Origin of the sequence: Actinoplanes campanulatus (genome assembly GCF_014647795.1) — a bacterium.
GTDB lineage: Bacteria > Actinomycetota > Actinomycetes > Mycobacteriales > Micromonosporaceae > Actinoplanes > Actinoplanes campanulatus.
The window spans coordinates 1-15,737 of the sequence record NZ_BMPW01000013.1 but is presented as its reverse complement, the minus strand read 5'-3'; the positions used below and the strand labels follow the sequence as shown (position 1 = coordinate 15,737).

Genomic DNA, 15,737 nt, shown 5'->3' with positions numbered 1-15,737 from the left:
GTAAATGCGTACAGTGGATGTCGTCAATGTTTCCGAATTTTTAACAAGCTTCTCAGTGGTCCGGCGAAACGCCGACCTCGATCTCTAGCCGAGGGACGCGAGCCAGCCGGGCGCGCACTCCTCGGCCGCGCGCGTCCAGGCCGCGGTTCCTCCCGCCGAAGGCCATGCGACGGTACGGGCTTCGCCGTGCTCGGCTTCGCGAAGGTCCGCCCCGAACTGTTGTCCGAGAAGGGTCAGCGCTGGCGCGGTCCCCGGATGACGCCGGATGATCGCCTCGCGCTCCAGGTAGCGGTCGACGACCATGCGGGTGAGCGCGGCGGCCTCGACCGGGTCCACGCGGGTGAGCTCGAGCCACGGCGGTTCGCGGTCCTCGGCGAGAGCGGCGGCCAGCCGGTCGTGCCCGTCCAGCACCACGTAGCCGCACAGGCAGCTGACCCACCAGATCAGCACCGGGGGCAGGCTGCCGTCCCGGACCTGCTTCCGGTAGGCCTTGACCCGGCCGTCCCCGGGGCCGGCCGGCGTGCGCAGCGGCAGCACCGGCCAGTCGCCCTCGTAGTCGACGTAGCCCTCGTCCGCCGCGCACAGCTCCCACCGCCACCGCGTCCGCAGGCGGGGCACGCGGGAACTCAGCAGCCATCGACCGCCGTGCAGTGGCCCGTACGCCGATCCGGAGAGCTCTGACCGGAAGTGATGCGCCCAGCGTGCCCACCACGTCTCGTCCCTGTCGGCGGCGACGCCGGCCGCGTGGGCGGCCCGCAGAGGCGGGACCGGCGAACGGTAGGCCCCGGTACGCGCGTAGTCGACGCCATAGTGGCCGTCGTCGACGCGGCCCAGAACCACCGGCCGGTCGCCCTGCCGCATCACCAGGAGCCGGGTGCCGGCCACCTCGAACCGCAGCGGCGGGCGACCCGGCGCCGGCGCGACGTCGAACAGAAGGTCCACCCGCCCATGATGGACCGGGGTGCCCCGGCGCCGCGTCGCGGCGCCGGGGCGAGGGCTCAGCGAACGTAGATGTTCGGCTGGGCCGGGGTGGTCATGCCGTCGCCGAGGAAGAAACCCGGGTGCGGCGGCTGGTTGTAGGCGGTGTTCTGCCAGGCCAGCGCGACCCGGTACTGCGAGTCGTGGGCCAGCGTGTGGATCCGGCGGTCGGTGACGACCGGGGTGCTGTAGATGCGCAGCGCCGACGAGTCGGAGAGCCGCCAGACGATCTCCTCGCGCCAGTCGCCGAGGATGTCGCCGGAGATCGCCGGGGTCTGCTTGGTGCTGTTGTTGGAGGCGACGCCGGAGGCGGTGAGCAGGCGGGTGTCGGCGCCCGTGCCGTACTTGTCGACCCGGGTGGCGTCGACCAGCTCGCGGACCGGGTCGGCGTCCCACCAGGCCAGGAAGTTCGTCGACGACGGCTTGCGGCCGATGTTGGCGCCGGCGGCGCTGGTCAGCCCGGACACCGACGACGACCAGGCCTCGGCGCCCGCGCTGCCGGCGTAGACGTCACCGGCCACGGCCCGGCCGTTGTCGCAGCCGCAGGAGGCGTGCGACCAGATGACCGCGCCGGTGCGCCCGTCGAGCATGGCGTCGGTCGGCTGGGAGGTGGACTCGGACGGCCGGTACACCTCGATGCCGGCCCGGGACGGGATCAGGTCGCCGACGTGCAGGGCGTCGCCGTGGCCGAGGCCGCTGCGCCACATCAGGGCGCCGTTGTCGTTGATCGCCGCGGCGCCGTAGATGATCTCGTCCTTGCCGTCGGCGTCGGTGTCGGCGATGGACAGCTGGTGGTTGCCCTGCCCGTACGCCCCGGTGTTGCTGGTCCCGGAGTCGTAGGTCCAGCGGCTGGTGAGGGCGCCGTTGCGGAAGTCCCAGGCGGCGATGACGGCCCGGGTGTAGTAGCCACGCGCCATGATCAGCGACGGGCGGGCGCCGTCGAGGTAGGCGGTGCCGGCCAGGAACCGGTCGACCCGGTTGCCGTACGAGTCGCCCCATGACGAGACGGTGCCGCGGGCCGGGGTGTAGTTGACGGTGGACAGCGCGGCGCCGGTCTGCCCGCTGAACATGGTCAGGTACTCCGGCCCGGACAGGATGTAGCCGGACGAGTTGCGGTAGTCGGCGCCGGCCGAGCCGATGGTGACGCCGGTGCCGGAGACGGTGCCGTCGGCGGTCTTCATGGCGATCTCGGCCTTGCCGTCGCCGTCGTAGTCGTACACCTGGAACTGGGTGTAGTGCGCGCCGGCCCGGATGTTGCGGCCCAGGTCGATGCGCCACAGCCGGGTGCCCTGGAGGGTGTAGGCGTCCACGTACACGTTGCCGGTGTACCCGGACTGCGAGTTGTCCTTCGAGTTGGACGGATCCCACTTCACGAAGATCTCGTAGTCGCCGTCGCCGTCCGCGTCACCGACCGAGGCGTCGTTGGCCGAGTAGGTGTAGGCGACGCCGTCCGGGGTGGTCCCGCCGGCCGGGACCTGGAGCCGCACGTCCAGGTAGCCGCTGCCGAAGGTCAGCGACGCGGGCGAGTCACCCTGCTCGGCGCCGTTGACGACGGCCCGGACCGTGTACGAGGCGTTCGCCGCCGCGCCCGCGTCCAGGTAGTTCGTCGAGTTGGTGATCGGCGTCGCGGTGATCCTGGTACCGGACCGGTAGACGTTGAACCCGGTGGTCGCCGGCTCGGTACCGAGCAGCCGCCAGGACACCAGGTTGCCGGTGCCGGAGCGGACGCTGATCAGGCCCCGGTCGAGGTCCTCCATCTGCCGGCCGGACTCGGTGGGCGTGGTCGGCGAAGCGGTCGGACCGGAGACGTGGTTGAACGACCACTGCATGCGGGCCACGTCCGAGCAGGTCTCCTGCACGATCGGGTTGTTGCCGGCGGTGGAGCCGTCCTTGTTGCTGATGCACAGCCCGCTGGCGACGCTCTTGACCAGGAACTTGCCGGACGCCGCGGTCGACGCCGTGAACGTCCACAGCTGGTTGTTCTTGGTGGCGTCACCGCAGCTGTACTGCTGTAGCTGGGTGCCGGACACGGTCGTCGAGCTGGGCACGTCGATGCACCGGGTGCTGTTGCCGTTGACCAGCTGGAACTGCCCGCTGTTCTGCTGCCTGGCGGTCCACTGCTGGTTGGTGGCGGCCGCGTTGCAGGCCAGCTGGACGAGCAGCGCGCTGCTGGCGGTGGACGCGCCGGCCACGTCGACGCACTTGCCGCTGGATCCGGAGGCCAGCGTGTAGACGCCGCCGGCGACCGGGGTCGTCGCCGCGGCCGCGGGGATCATGGAGACGGTCACGAGGCCCGCCGGGACGGCGACCGCGAGGACGCCGGCCGCGATCAGCCCCCGGCGTCGCCGCCGGGGTCGGGGTGAGGACATGGGGTTGCCTTTCGCCTGGGGATGCGGGGGATGGACAGGTGTCCACCGGCGTAGATGCCTCCGCCACCGGGCGATAACAGAAAAACTAGAGATCCAGGCAGATGCGTACGAGGGTGCCGCCCGGAACCGCGGTCGTGTAGACGGCGTCGCAGACCCGCTCGACGATCGCCAGCCCGCGCCCCCGGACCGCCTCGGCCGACGGCATGGCCCGCCCGAACGGCCGGCCGGAGCCCTGGTCGACGACGTCGCACACCAGGCGGCCGCCCTCCACCCAGACCCGGATGTGCCCGCCGCCGCTGGTGTGCTGCAACGTGTTGGTGGTCAGCTCGCTGACCGCGAGGGTGAGCACGTCGAGCCGGGCCTCAGGCAGGCCGAGCGCCAGCGCCCGCTCGGTGACGAAGGCGCGGACGGCCCGCAGATCGTCGGGTACGTGGTACGACATCCCATCGACGGTCTCAGACATGACGGCGCTCTTCGACCGGAGCGCGCAGCAGGGTGTCGAGGCCGGTGAGCTCGAGGACTGCGGCGACCGGGCCGGTGGCGTTGAGCACGTAGACCCGCCCGCCGGTCTGCTTCGCGGCGTGATGCGCGGTGACCAGGCTGTGCACGCCGCTGGAGTCGATGAAGGTGAGCCCGGCCATGTCGACGAACACGAGCCGGGCCTGGTTCACCGCGTCGAGCAGGACGGCGGTCAGTTGCTCGCGGGTCGCCAGGTCGCACTCCCCGGCGAGAGCCACGACGGCGCGGCCGTCGCCGGCGGATGTCCTCGCCTCGAAGTTCACCACCGGGCCATCATGTCACTCCATCAGCCGGAACGCTGCCACCCGGGCGGGTCACCGGAGCGCCGGAACCGTATCGACGAGGATCGCCAGCGCCCGGGCCAGACGGTCGATCCCGGCGGTCGGCGGGCCGCCCGGTTCGGTCATGTACTGGTCGCGGCGGATCTCCACCATCAGCGCGGAGACGGCCGGGTCGCGGTCGTAGTGCTTGAGCGGGACGTAGCAACCGGCGAACGGGCTGTTCAGGCCGGTGTCGCCGAACGCCGCCCGGGCCTCGGCCAGCAGCCGGTCCGGGGTGTGCAGCGGGTGGGTGCCCAGGCAGACCGGTGGGCGCGGGCCGTCGGCGTGCAGCTCGTACGGCAGCGGCGCCGTCGGATAGGAGTGCACGTCGAGGATCACCGCACGCCCGGTCGCGGCCAGGCGGCCGTCGACGAGGCCGGTCATCGCTTCGGCGTACGGATGGAAGTGCTCGTGGAGAAGTTTCGCGTCGCGCGAGGGGTCGTCGTCGCGCAACCGCCGGCCGGCGTGGCCGTGGGTGTAGACCGGCCCCATGCCGGCCCGGACCATCTCGTCGTCGGTGAACCGCTCGGGGTCGACGACCAGGCGGGACAGCCGGTTCATGAAGATCCACGGCCGCCGGGCCGCGGTTTCGGCGGCGCCGAGCGCGATCAGATCGGTGTACGCGTCGGTGAGGTGGTCCAATTCCTCAGCGACAATGTCCGGATACAACCCGGATTCAACGATATTCCGGGAGGAATGGGGCACGTGCAGGATCACCGGCGACGCGGAATCACCGGGCAGAACGTCGAAGGCCACCGCGCGAAGAATACGCACGGTGGCCTTTCGGCGACGATCAGGCCAGCTCGGAGCAGATCGTGTCGATCAGCAGACGGGTGACCACGTACGGGTCCACGTTCGCGTTCGGGCGACGGTCCTCGATGTAGCCCTTGCCGTCCCGCTCGACCTGCCACGGGATACGCACCGACGCGCCGCGGTCGGAGACGCCGTAGCTGTACTCGGTCCACGGGGCGGTCTCGTGCAGGCCGGTGAGGCGCTGGTCGATGCCGGCGCCGTAGCCGTCCACGTGCTCCTGGCGCTTCTTACCCAGCGCCTCGGCGCCCGCGATGATCGCGTCGTAGCCCTCGCGCATGGCCTTGGTGGAGAAGTTGGTGTGCGCGCCGGCGCCGTTCCAGTCGCCCTTGACCGGCTTCGGGTCGAGGGTGGCGGAGACGCCGTGCTTCTCGGCGATGCGGTAGAGCAGCCAGCGGGCGACCCACAGCTCGTCGGCGACCAGCGGGGCGGCGACCGGGCCGATCTGGAACTCCCACTGACCCGGCATGACCTCGGCGTTGATGCCGGACAGGTGCAGGCCCGCGGCGAGCACCGCGTCCATGTGCTCCTCGACGATCTCACGGCCGAAGACCTCGTCCGCGCCGACGCCGCAGTAGTAGCCGCCCTGCGGGGCCGGGTAGCCGCCGCCGACCGGGAAGCCGAGCGGGCGGCCGTCCTTGAAGAAGGTGTACTCCTGCTCGATGCCGAAGATCGCCTCCTGGTCGGCGTACTTCTCGGCGATCGCGCGCAGCGGGGCGCGGGTGTTGGTGGGGTGCGGGGCGCCGCTGATCAGCTCGACCTCGCACAGCACGATGATGTTGTCGCCGCCACGGAGCGGGTCCGGGCAGACGAAGACCGGCTGGAGGACACAGTCGGACTTGTCGCCGGGCGCCTGGTTGGTGCTCGAGCCGTCGAAGCCCCAGATGCCGGGCTTCTCGCCGTCGGCCAGGATCTTGGTCTTGGAACGCAGCTTGGCGGTGGGCTGGGTTCCGTCGACCCACAGGTACTCGGCCTTGACAGCCATGGTTCTTTTTCTCCTCGAATCGGGGTACTCGGGGCGTACTCCGCCTAGCCTGGCTTAAGCTGATAAACACTCACTAACCCAGACCCAGCGCCAGGACTCTAACCCCCTTAGATCAACTCCACGTTTCCGTTCCCGCACCTCGGAAGCGTGATCCCGGTAACTTTGAACGGTGGTGAGGCGCGAACTCGGCTATCTGGTCCTCCAAGCCGGCCGCCTCGTGCAGAGCGCCGTGGACGATGTGGCCGACGAGTTCGAGATGCCCTCCCTGGATCTGCTCGCCCTCTACGTGCTCGGGCAGCACGAGGGCATGACCGGCCGGGCGCTGGCCCGCATGCTCCACGTGCAGCAGTCCTCGATCACCCCGCTCGCCGACCGTCTCGAGTCGGCCGGGCTGATCGAGCGCGAACGCGACGAGACCGACCGGCGGCGGGTCTGGCTCTGCCCCACCCCGGCCGGTCACGAACTGGCCGGCCGGGCCGCCACCGCGGTTCAGGCCGTCAACTCGGGGGCGTTCGCACCGCTCTCCCCCGGCGCCGCCGCCGCGCTGGCCGCCCTGCTCGGCGAGATCGTCGAACCCTGGATCACCGGCATCGTGACCAGCGGCGGGAAGGCCACCCTCACCAGCGACGGAAAGGTCACCAGAGACGGGCCTGGCTGAGCAGCGCCACCCGGGCCCGGGCGATGTGCGGCTCGTCCCGGGTCGCCGCACGGGTGGCCAGATAGAGCGTGTTGATCGGCGGGTCGTCGGTGGGCAGGATCTCGGTCAGCGTGCCGTCGGTGAGGTCGTCGGCCACCAGGTAGCGGGGCAGCACGGTGGCGCCGATCCCGGCGACCGCGGCCGCGCGCAGCGCCCGCAGATCCGGAACGACCAGGACCGCCCGCCGGGGCGGTGGCCCACCGAGGACGTGCCGCCACCAGCGACGCACGATCGGCAGCTCCTCGGCGTAGGCCAGCAGGGGCAGCTCGTGCACGTCGGCGCGGTCCCGGGCGCTCAGGAACAGCGGCGCCGCGACCAGCGTGAACTCCTCGTCGTACAGGGGCTCGGCGTGGATGCCGGCACGGCGCGGGCGGACCGCGCTGACCACCAGGTCGAGCCGCCCGTCGGACAGCTCGGCCAGCAGATCGTCGGCCAGCCCGAGCCGGACCCGGATGCTCACCCCGGCCTCGACCGTGCCGGCCAGCGACGGCAGCACCCGGGCCGTCATCAGCTCGGCCGGCCCGCCCAGGTGCAGGGTCCGCCCGGCCGGACCGGGCGTGCCGAGCAGCCCGCCGACCACTCCGGCGAGCGCGTCCATCGGCCCGTCGAGCCGGCGGGCCAGGTCGTCGGCGGCGGCGGTCGGGGTGACCCCGCGGGCCCCGCGCACGAACAGCGGCTGCCCGATCCGCGACTCCAGGCCGCGCAGCTGCGCCGTCACGGTCGGCTGGGACAGCCCGAGACTCTCGGCGGCCCGGGTCAGTGTGCCCGCCCGGTAGACCGCCAGGAACGTGTGCAGCAGATCCAGCATGCCATCAGTATTCCTATGGCTGCCAAAACTGATTCTCTTGGTTTCCGATGGCTGTACCGAGGCATGGTGTGGGACATGACCGCAACGAACAAGATCCTGATCGGCCTGACCAGTCACGGCGACCTGGGCGGGCTCCGCTCCACCGGCTACTACCTGCCCGAGGCCGCACACCCGTGGCGGGTCTTCACCGAGGCCGGGTACACCGTCGAGTTCGCCTCGGTGGCCGGCGGCGAACCGCCGGTCGACGGCGCCGACCTGTCCGACCCGGTGCAGCGCGACTTCACCGAGCGGGTCGACCTGACGGACACCCCGAGGTTCGCCGACGTCGACCCGGCCGGCTACGACGCCGTCCTGTTCGCCGGCGGGCACGGCGCCATGTGGGACTTTCCCGGGGACCCGCATCTGAACACCTTCGCCCGTGACCTGTACGAGCGCGGCGGCGTGGTGGCCGCCGTCTGCCACGGCCCGGCCGCCCTGGTCGGCCTCACCCTCTCCGACGGTACCCCGCTGGTCGCCGGGAAGAACATCGCGGCGTTCACCGACGCCGAGGAGATCGCGGTGGGCCTCACCGAGGTGGTCCCGTTCCCGCTGCAGAGCCGCCTCGAGGAGCTCGGCGCGAACCACTCCGGCGCCGCCGACTGGCAGCCGCACGTCGTCACCGACGGCCGCCTGGTCACCGGCCAGAACCCGGCCTCGTCGACCGGTGTGGCCGAAGCCGTGCTCACGGTCTTGAAGAACTGAACCGGACCCACCACGATCAGGGGAGGAAGCACAGGGAGGCGGCGCCGTGGCCACTCAGAGGATCGTCGTGGGCTATGACGGGTCGTGCGACGCGCGCAAGGCCGCCCGCTGGGCGCTGGACGAGGCCGAGCGCACCGATGCCACGGTGGAGCTGCTGTACGCCTACGAGTGGCCCAGCTACGTCCCCGCCGCCGCGATGATGCCGGCCGCCACCGTCTACCCCGACGCCGACACCGACGACGCGGTCGGCGAGATGCTGGCCCGGGCGATCGAGGCCGCCGCCGTCACCCATCCCGGCGTCCGGCTGCGCACCCGGGTCGAGCACGGCACCGCGGCGGTGGCCCTGGCGCAGCGCAGCGCCGAGGCCGCCCTCGTGGTGGTCGGCGGGCCCCGCCACTCGGCCGTCCGGGCGCTGCTCGGCTCCACCAGCGCCTCGGTCGGCACGCACGCCCGGTGCCCGGTCGTGGTGGTCCGGGGTGAGCCCCGGGAGACCGACCCGGTGGTGGCCGGGGTGGACGACTCCCCCTCCGCCGGCCTGGTCCTCGGGTTCGCCTTCGAGCAGGCCGCGGTCCGGGGCGTCGGAGTGCGCGCGGTGCACGGCTGGCCGGTGCCGGCCGGCCGTGACCTGCTCTCCGACGCCAACCTGTGCGCAGTGGCCACCGAGCGCCGCCGGTTGCAGGCGGTGGTGGACTGCTGGCGGCGCCGCTTCCCGGGCGTGCCGGTGAGCACCGAGATCCTGGTCGGCGCCCCGGGCGAGGTGCTGGCCGGGGCGGCCGCCGGCGCACAGCTGGTGGTGGCCGGGGCCCGGGTCCGCCGGGTCCTGCGGCTGGCGCTGCGCCCGTCGGTGGGCCGGCACCTGCTGCAACGTGCCAGGTGCAGCATCGCGCTCGTACACGCCGCCCGCTGACAACCGCTTCCGGCGAAGCCGGGCCGCGGTCAGCACGCCCGGCGGCCGCGGCACGCTCCGCGACCACCCACCCCGCCTCGCGAGCCCGGCCACCCACTCACGCCCGGCGGGCGCGGCACGGTCCGCACCACCCACCCGCCTCGCGGGTCGCCCACGGCGGAACGGGTAGGCGTACGAAATAGGGGTTTTTCAGCCGTCGAGGGGAAGCAGGCGCTGGACCCGGCGCAGGAGCTCGGCCGGGGAGAAGGGTTTGACCACGTAGTCCTCCGCGCCGACGATGTGCCCGAGGTCGACGTCGGCCGGCGTGCCGCGGCTGCTGACGATGATCACCGGGATGTCCGCGGTCTGCGGCGACGAGTGCAGCTCGTAGCAGAAGCCGAGCCCGTCCAGCCCCGGCATGGAGATGTCGAGCAGGACCAGGTGTGGTCGTTCGTTGACGGCGAGGGCCATCGCGGTGCGGCCGTCGCCGGCCTCCAGGGTGTGGTACCCGGCGGCTCGCAGCTTGACGGCGATCAGGTCGCGGATGGTCTCGTCGTCGTCGGCGATGAGGACGGTGGGCGGATGGAGGGCGGCGGACCAGTCCTCGACGGCCCACGGCATGCCTGCGTCGCTGAACGTGAGTTCCGTGGTCGTGGGCTGTGGCATGTCTCCTCCTTCTCGCGGGTGCCAGTCCGATCGGCGGCGGACGGCCGGATCGACGGACAACCGGCGTTGCGGAACGGGAGCGGGTGGGCCGGTGATGCGATCTCCGGAGCCAGCAGTTAGGTTAGGGTTACCTTAGAGACGCGGGAGGCTTCCGTGACCCAGACCGTCGTGCCCACCGAGGCGCTCCCGTTCCGGTTCTTCGCGGCCCGGGTCGCCCGGCTGACCCGGCTGAGCCCGAACTTCGTGCGGGTGACGTTCACCGGCGACGACCTGGACCGGTTCGCCGACAACGGCCGGGATCAGCGGATCAAGCTGATCGTGCCGCTGCCGGGAAGTGGCCACGAGCACCTGCCGACCGGGCTCGACTGGTACACGCGGTGGCGCGACCTGCCGGAGGAGCGGCGCAACCCGATCCGGACGTACACGGTCCGCGCCGTCCGCGCCGCCGAGCGCGAGATCGACGTCGACATGGTGCTGCACGGGGTGAACGGCCCGGCCTCCCGCTGGGCGGTCGACGCGGTCCCCGGCTCGACCATGGTGATCATGGGCCCGAACGCCGATTTCCCGGGCGAGGCCGGCGGCATCGACTTCCACCCGCCGGCCGCCACCCGGCGGATCCTGCTGGTCGGCGACGAGACCGCGACCCCGGCGATCTGCTCGATCCTGTCCACCCTGCCGTCCGACACGGTCGGTGAGGCGCTGCTGGAGGTGCCGTCGACCGGCGACCACCTGGCGGTCGACGCGCCGGCCGGGTTCACGGTGACCTGGCTGCCCCGCGACGGCGAGGCGCACGGGGTGAGGCTGATCCCGGCGGTCCGCGCGGCCGCCGCCCGGCTGCTCGCCGACTGCGTGGCCCCGGCCGCCCCGGCCGAGCTGGAGGACGTGGACGTGGACCACGACGTGCTGTGGGAGGTGCCGGAGGAGTCCACGGCCACGCCGGACGGCTTCTACGCCTGGCTGGCCGGCGAGGCCGCGGTGATCAAGACGTTGCGCCGGCACCTCGTGTCGGAGTGCGGGGTGGACCGGCGCGCCGTCGCGTTCATGGGCTACTGGCGGCTGGGCCGCCCGGAGGACTGATGAAGATTCGACACACCCCTGTGCCCTTGATCTGACAGCCGTCGTGTCGGGTCGATGCCACGCTCTTCAGACGTGACCTCCCATATACGAGCCGAGCTGCGCCGGACCGGCGGATTCACGGACCGCTCACTGCGCGTCGTGCTCGACTCCGCGACCCTCCCCCTCGACCAGGCCCGCGAGCTGCGCCGCCTCGTCCAGGACCTGGACCTGACCCGGGTGGGCGCGGAGATCGGCGCGGCCTGCCGGGCCGACCTGACCCGTTACCAGCTGGCCGTCGAATGCGGCGGGCGGCACTGGCGCGCGACCGTGGCCGAGCCCACGGTCCCCGCGGAACTGCGCCCCCTCCTGCGGTTCCTCACCCGTGCCGCCCGCGCCCCCGTCACAGCCGGTGCAGACCCGGGCGCCCCGCCTCGGTGACGAAGGAGGCATGCGTGGCGACGCGCGCTCCCCGCCGGGTCACCACCGGGAGGGTACGGAAGTCCGCCCGTGCCCGGTCCCGGCCGAGCGTCACGAGCGTGTAGCCGCGCCGCTCGGAGAAGTACCGCAGATGCGGGTTCACGCGGGCGAACGGGATCTCGGTGAGCGGCGTGCCGTCCCCGTTCGAGCTGATCGACGTACAGATCAGCTCGGTCGGCGAACTGGGCGAAGAACACCTGCTGCCCGAGCACGTCCCAGGTGCCGTAATGCCGGGCGAGCCCGTCGAGCAGCCACTTCTCCTGGGCGGCGCCGGTGATCGTACGGCCGGGCAGCTCCGCCGCGCCGCACACCTTCCAGTAGTCCCCGCAGGCCTGGTCGTCGCGGAACCGCCGGGTGTCGAGCATATGGAAGGTGGCCAGCCGCCCCCAGTGCACCCGCCGCTGGAAGGTCGCCGACCGCAGCGGCATGTTCTCGTAGAACGCCCGGTACGCGGCCGCCTGCCGGGCCCGCCACCGCGACGCGCTGAGCACCGGCCGGTTGTTGGCGCGCGTCAGCTTCGCGTAGTTGTTCTCCACCTCGTGGTCGTCCGGCACCACGATCCACGGCGCGGCGGCGTGGGCGGCCCGCAGATCCGGGTCGGTCCGGTACTGGGCGTACCGCCGCCGGTAGTCGGCCAGCGTCACCGTCTCCCCGCCGGCGTGCGTCCGCACCCGCCCCGGCGACCGGCTCTCCTCGTAGATGTAGTCGCCCAGGAACAGCACCAGGTCGGGCCGGTCCTCGGCCATCCGCCGGTACGCCGTGTAGTACCCCGACTCGTAGTTGGCGCAGGACGCCACCGCGATCCGCAGGTCCGGCCCGAACGTGCCGCTCGCGGGGGCGGTCCGGGTCCGGCCCACCTGCGAGATGTGCCCGCGCGCCCGGAACCGGTAGTAGTGGACGGTCCCCGGTTTCAGGCCGCGGGCCACCACGTGGATGGCGTGCGCGTCCTCGTACCGGGCGGTCGCCGTGCCGGACGCGACCACCTTGGAGAATCCGGCGGTCGTGGCTGCGTACCATCCGGGCGCCGCGTTAATGGCGGGTGCGGGCGTGCGGATCAGCGGATGACACGACGGGCAAATGGGGGCGAGCAGTCTCTTAATCCCATACGACACCGGGCGAAACGGAATGCTCATACCGGGCAACGGGCCGCCGCTTCCCCGATTGAATGACGACGAGATTCTCGCCATATCCCCAGCCGGACAGCGCTCACCGGCCGTAACAACGAGACGGAAATCGCCGGAATGATCGAGGCGGAAAGTGATCGATCGGTGGAAGAATCTCCGGCTTGAGATCCGAGAAACGGGGAGGGACTGCCGCGATGACGACCTACGGACGATCCGCGCGACTATTGCGCCGATACGGTCCATGGACACTGGTGGTGACGACGGCAGCACTCGCTGCCGCCTACGGTCTGAACCAGTCGGCGCCATCCGGCTACGAGTCCGAGGCGACGGTCCTGGTCGAGGCCTGCCTCACCGCCGCGGCCCCGGCGACCGCGGGCCCGAGCGCCGCACCGACCACCGCGCCCATCCTCACGCCGGTGATCCCGGATATCGGCACGGAGCGTGCGGTCGCGCTCTCCGACGCGGTCGTGCTCCCGGCCGCGGGCCGGGTCGGCGCCGACAAGAGGTCCTTCCTGGAGGACCTCACCATCGAGGTCACCCCGGACGCGAACGTCCTCCGCCTCGTCTACACCGCGGACAACCGCTTCAGCGCCCGGATCCGCGCTCGGGCCCTCGTCGAGGCGTACGTGAGTTACCGCGCCACCGGCCCGACCCGCGTGACAGTGCTCAGCGAGCCCAGCCTCCCGGACGACCCGGTAACCCGCCCGCTCGGCCCCGACCTGGCCGCCGGTCTCGCGGCCGGTCTGCTGCTCGGCGCCGGCACCGCGCTGCTGCGCGCCCGCACCCGTGGCCTGATCCGCGGCCGCGAGGACTACGAGCGGCTGACCGGCGTGCCGGTGCTGGCCACCGTGCCCCGCTACAAGCGCCCGGCCGGCACCACGCTCGGCGCCCCGGTGGTGCTGCGCGACCCCACCTCGCCGGCCGCCGAGTCGTACCGCTACCTGCGCACCCGCCTGCAGCCGTCACTACGGGCGTCCCTGCTGCCGACCGTCGCCACCACCGTCCTGGTGACCAGCCCCGGCGACCGGCAGGGCCGGACCACCACGGCCGCCAACCTGGCCGTCACCCTGGCCCAGGCCGGGCGCTCGGTGATCCTGGTCGACGCCGACCTGCGCCACCCGCAGCTGCACCACGTCTTCGGGATCTCCGGAGAGTACGGCCTCACCACCCTGCTCGACGGCGAGGCGGGAGTCGAGGAGGTCCTCGAGGAGACGGCCGTGCCCGGCCTGCACGTCATCCCGGCCGGCCGGCGTGAGGAGGGCGATCACGTCGACCTGCTCGACAGTGGGCAGCTGGCCCGGGTGCTGCACGCCGTCCAGAAGCACGCCGACGTGATCGTCCTCGACTCGACGGCGGTGCTCAGCGCCTCCGACGCGATCGCCCTGGCCGCGCTCAGCGACCACATCCTGCTGGTCGGCGACTTCGCCCGGACCAGCCGGGAGTCGGTCCGCCGGGCCCTGGACGAACTGGCCGAGGTGGTGCACGACAACGTCAGCCCGGTGCTGGTCAACGTGCCGAAGAGCGCCGGCGCCCTGGTGCCGCACGCGCGTACCCAGCCGACCGGGATCGCGCCGCACCACGAGCCGCTGACCCGCGACCGGCTGGTCTCGGACGCCGACGACGTGGCGCCGCCGGGGGTGACCCAGCATGCGTACGTGGAGGCCGTCGAGGAGGACGACGAGGACGCCGAGGCGATGGCCGAGTACTTCGCCCGGACCACCACCGTCGCGGTCCCGGTGATCTACGGCTCCGCCAACACCGCCACCGTCTACGCCTCGTCGACGGCAGCCGACTCCTCCGACGACGCCGGCTCTCCCGACGACGCCGACTCCACTGACTCCACCACGGAACCGGAGGAGCCTGCCGACGCTCGCAGCTGACCCCCGGTTGTGTCGGTTCTCGGACAACGCCGGACGTACTGTCCGATTAGCGTCGGTCCTGGAGCGTGAACCCATGTTGGTTTCCGGTTTCGACGGGGCAAACCCATCCAGAAGCCGAGCCGAGGCGAATCTCCATCGGGCATATGTCCAAAGAGAGGTGAGCGATGACCACGAACCAGATCACGTACGGTGACGCGCCCGAGAGCGTCGACTCCATCTCCGGGAACGGCTCAGCCGACTCCCCCTCCCGCACCCGTCAGGCCGTCACCACGGCCCGGACCAAGGCGACCGCCGCCGGCCAGGTGGCCCGCCGGAATCCGAAGTCGACGACGGCCACCGTTCTGGCGCTGGCCGGCGCGGCGGCGGCCGCCGTCTTCCTGCACCGGCGCCGTGCCGCGAAGGCGGCCGGCGCCCGGGGCCGGTTAGCCTCGCTGCTGCACCGCTGAGCGAAAAGACGCCACCGCCCACGTTCGGGCGGTGGCGTCTTCGCGTCTACCGCTCGCCGGTGATGTACCCGGCCAGCTCACTCCGCTCGGTCTCCAACTCGTCTATCCGGTTCTTGACCACGTCCCCGATGCTGACCACCCCGCGCAGCACCCCGTCCACCACCACCGGAACATGCCGGAACCGCCGCTCGGTCATCAACCGCTCGACGTCCTCCAACCGCGAGTCCGGCGTCACCGTCCGCACCTGTGTGGTCGCGATCGCACTCACCGGCTCCGTCAGCACGGTCGCCCCACGAGCCGCGAGGGCCCGCACCACGTCCCGCTCACTGACGATGCCGTCGACCACCACACCATCTCGCGACACCACCGCCGCCCCGATCCGGTGCTCCGCCAGAACGCCCAACAGCCGTTCGGTCGTAGCATCCGGATTCACCGTGACGACCTGTCCACCCTTCACCCGGAGAATGTCACTGATCCGCATCGCCCCTCCTTCATGGTCGGCTTGCGTACCCCCTCTATGCCGAAAAAAGCAGGCTCCTGTCAAGAAGGACCTTTTTCGGGGTACGCCCACAGCGCCGCCACCTTGTAGCAGGCTTCGCCTCTCATGTCCAGGTCGATGCGGTCCACCAGGCCCTGCTGCACCCGGATGTCGTAGGTGGCGTCCCTGTTTCCAGGCACATCGACTTCGCCATACGCGAACTCCGCATTTCCACCAAAAACCATCGCGAAGTCAGGGTACGCCTCCAGCACCTCGCCGTAGCTGCTGTTGAACCCGATGCCCTCCACGGTCTTGGTCCTCCAGAGGGCGCTGATGCCGGCCTGGTACGCGACGGTCGCACCACGGCAGGTGACACGATCCGGCTGGGCGGCGCGGCCGAACCGGGCTGGACCACGCGGGCCGGCGGTATTCACAGGACAAAAAAGAAAGGCCCACCCCGGATGGGGTGGGCCTTTCTATCACGTTGAGTCCGGCGG

General features: G+C 71.7%; 17 protein-coding genes and 1 pseudogene. 7 read left to right on the top strand and 11 right to left on the bottom strand.

The window, feature by feature from the left end:
* Nucleotides 1–84 precede the first annotated feature (84 nt).
* The 6 genes from IEZ13_RS24490 to glnII all read right to left on the bottom strand — a co-directional run bounded on the left by IEZ13_RS24490 (nucleotide 85) and on the right by glnII (nucleotide 5,981).
* Entirely contained in the window at nucleotides 85–942 is an 858-nt protein-coding gene (locus tag IEZ13_RS24490; protein ID WP_183222045.1) for a hypothetical protein, read from the bottom strand.
* 56 nt (nucleotides 943–998) lie between these two features.
* On the bottom strand, nucleotides 999–3,347 hold the full coding sequence (locus tag IEZ13_RS24485) for a rhamnogalacturonan lyase family protein (protein ID WP_183222044.1): 2,349 nt from the start codon (nucleotides 3,345–3,347) through the stop codon (nucleotides 999–1,001).
* Between the two features lie 85 nt (nucleotides 3,348–3,432).
* The gene (locus tag IEZ13_RS24480) at nucleotides 3,433–3,810 is read right to left on the bottom strand and encodes an ATP-binding protein (protein WP_183222043.1); all 378 of its coding nucleotides are present in this window, start codon (nucleotides 3,808–3,810) and stop codon (nucleotides 3,433–3,435) included.
* On the bottom strand, nucleotides 3,803–4,132 hold the full coding sequence (locus tag IEZ13_RS24475; RefSeq protein WP_183222042.1) for an STAS domain-containing protein: 330 nt from the start codon (nucleotides 4,130–4,132) through the stop codon (nucleotides 3,803–3,805). The genes IEZ13_RS24480 and IEZ13_RS24475 overlap by 8 nt, the downstream gene beginning before the upstream one ends.
* A gap of 48 nt (nucleotides 4,133–4,180) precedes the next feature.
* Nucleotides 4,181–4,942, bottom strand: coding sequence for an N-formylglutamate amidohydrolase (locus IEZ13_RS24470; protein WP_183222041.1), 762 nt, complete (start codon nucleotides 4,940–4,942; stop codon nucleotides 4,181–4,183).
* Between the two features lie 37 nt (nucleotides 4,943–4,979).
* A complete protein-coding gene (gene glnII / locus IEZ13_RS24465) occupies nucleotides 4,980–5,981 on the bottom strand; it encodes a glutamine synthetase (RefSeq protein WP_183222040.1) in 1,002 nt (333 codons plus the stop codon).
* Between the two features lie 169 nt (nucleotides 5,982–6,150).
* Here glnII and IEZ13_RS24460 point away from each other — a divergent pair, with 169 nt between their 5' ends.
* Nucleotides 6,151–6,639, top strand: a complete 489-nt coding sequence (locus IEZ13_RS24460; RefSeq protein ID WP_183222039.1) for a MarR family winged helix-turn-helix transcriptional regulator — start codon at nucleotides 6,151–6,153, stop codon at nucleotides 6,637–6,639.
* Here the strand turns inward: IEZ13_RS24460 and IEZ13_RS24455 are convergent.
* The gene (locus tag IEZ13_RS24455; RefSeq protein WP_183222038.1) at nucleotides 6,617–7,486 is read right to left on the bottom strand and encodes a LysR family transcriptional regulator; all 870 of its coding nucleotides are present in this window, start codon (nucleotides 7,484–7,486) and stop codon (nucleotides 6,617–6,619) included. The two genes, IEZ13_RS24460 and IEZ13_RS24455, sit on opposite strands and share 23 nt — an antisense overlap.
* 75 nt (nucleotides 7,487–7,561) lie before the next feature.
* On the opposite strand from IEZ13_RS24455, the gene IEZ13_RS24450 reads away from it, so the two are divergent.
* Nucleotides 7,562–8,227 carry a type 1 glutamine amidotransferase domain-containing protein gene (locus tag IEZ13_RS24450; RefSeq protein ID WP_183222037.1) on the top strand — a complete coding sequence of 222 codons (666 nt, stop codon included), beginning with the start codon at nucleotides 7,562–7,564 and terminating at the stop codon, nucleotides 8,225–8,227.
* A gap of 46 nt (nucleotides 8,228–8,273) precedes the next feature.
* Complete coding sequence (locus tag IEZ13_RS24445) at nucleotides 8,274–9,134, top strand: universal stress protein (RefSeq protein WP_183222036.1); 861 nt, start codon at nucleotides 8,274–8,276, stop codon at nucleotides 9,132–9,134.
* Nucleotides 9,135–9,323: 189 nt separating this feature from the next.
* Here the strand turns inward: IEZ13_RS24445 and IEZ13_RS24440 are convergent, their stop codons facing one another.
* Nucleotides 9,324–9,779, bottom strand: a complete 456-nt coding sequence (locus IEZ13_RS24440) for a response regulator (RefSeq protein WP_183222035.1) — start codon at nucleotides 9,777–9,779, stop codon at nucleotides 9,324–9,326.
* 153 nt (nucleotides 9,780–9,932) lie between these two features.
* Here IEZ13_RS24440 and IEZ13_RS24435 point away from each other — a divergent pair, with 153 nt between their 5' ends.
* Together IEZ13_RS24435 and IEZ13_RS47965 are read left to right on the top strand one after the other, a co-directional pair.
* On the top strand, nucleotides 9,933–10,856 hold the full coding sequence (locus IEZ13_RS24435; RefSeq protein ID WP_183222034.1) for a siderophore-interacting protein: 924 nt from the start codon (nucleotides 9,933–9,935) through the stop codon (nucleotides 10,854–10,856).
* A 54-nt stretch (nucleotides 10,857–10,910) separates the two neighbouring features.
* Nucleotides 10,911–11,153: pseudogene (locus tag IEZ13_RS47965) on the top strand (protealysin inhibitor emfourin); the annotation flags it as partial.
* Here IEZ13_RS47965 and IEZ13_RS24425 read toward each other — a convergent pair.
* On the bottom strand, nucleotides 11,117–12,445 hold the full coding sequence (locus tag IEZ13_RS24425) for an alkaline phosphatase D family protein (protein ID WP_260179250.1): 1,329 nt from the start codon (nucleotides 12,443–12,445) through the stop codon (nucleotides 11,117–11,119). The pseudogene IEZ13_RS47965 and the gene IEZ13_RS24425 overlap by 37 nt on opposite strands.
* Before the next feature lie 245 nt (nucleotides 12,446–12,690).
* Between IEZ13_RS24425 and IEZ13_RS24420 the strand changes: the two genes are divergently transcribed.
* On the top strand, nucleotides 12,691–14,316 hold the full coding sequence (locus IEZ13_RS24420) for a polysaccharide biosynthesis tyrosine autokinase (RefSeq protein ID WP_183222032.1): 1,626 nt from the start codon (nucleotides 12,691–12,693) through the stop codon (nucleotides 14,314–14,316).
* A 164-nt stretch (nucleotides 14,317–14,480) separates the two neighbouring features.
* On the top strand, nucleotides 14,481–14,762 hold the full coding sequence (locus IEZ13_RS24415; protein ID WP_183222031.1) for a hypothetical protein: 282 nt from the start codon (nucleotides 14,481–14,483) through the stop codon (nucleotides 14,760–14,762).
* 46 nt (nucleotides 14,763–14,808) lie between these two features.
* Here the strand turns inward: IEZ13_RS24415 and IEZ13_RS24410 are convergent, their stop codons facing one another.
* The gene (locus IEZ13_RS24410; RefSeq protein ID WP_183222030.1) at nucleotides 14,809–15,243 is read right to left on the bottom strand and encodes a CBS domain-containing protein; all 435 of its coding nucleotides are present in this window, start codon (nucleotides 15,241–15,243) and stop codon (nucleotides 14,809–14,811) included.
* 59 nt (nucleotides 15,244–15,302) lie between these two features.
* Nucleotides 15,303–15,674: a hypothetical protein gene (locus IEZ13_RS24405; protein WP_183222029.1), complete on the bottom strand. Its 372-nt coding sequence runs from the start codon at nucleotides 15,672–15,674 to the stop codon at nucleotides 15,303–15,305.
* Nucleotides 15,675–15,737 lie beyond the last annotated feature (63 nt).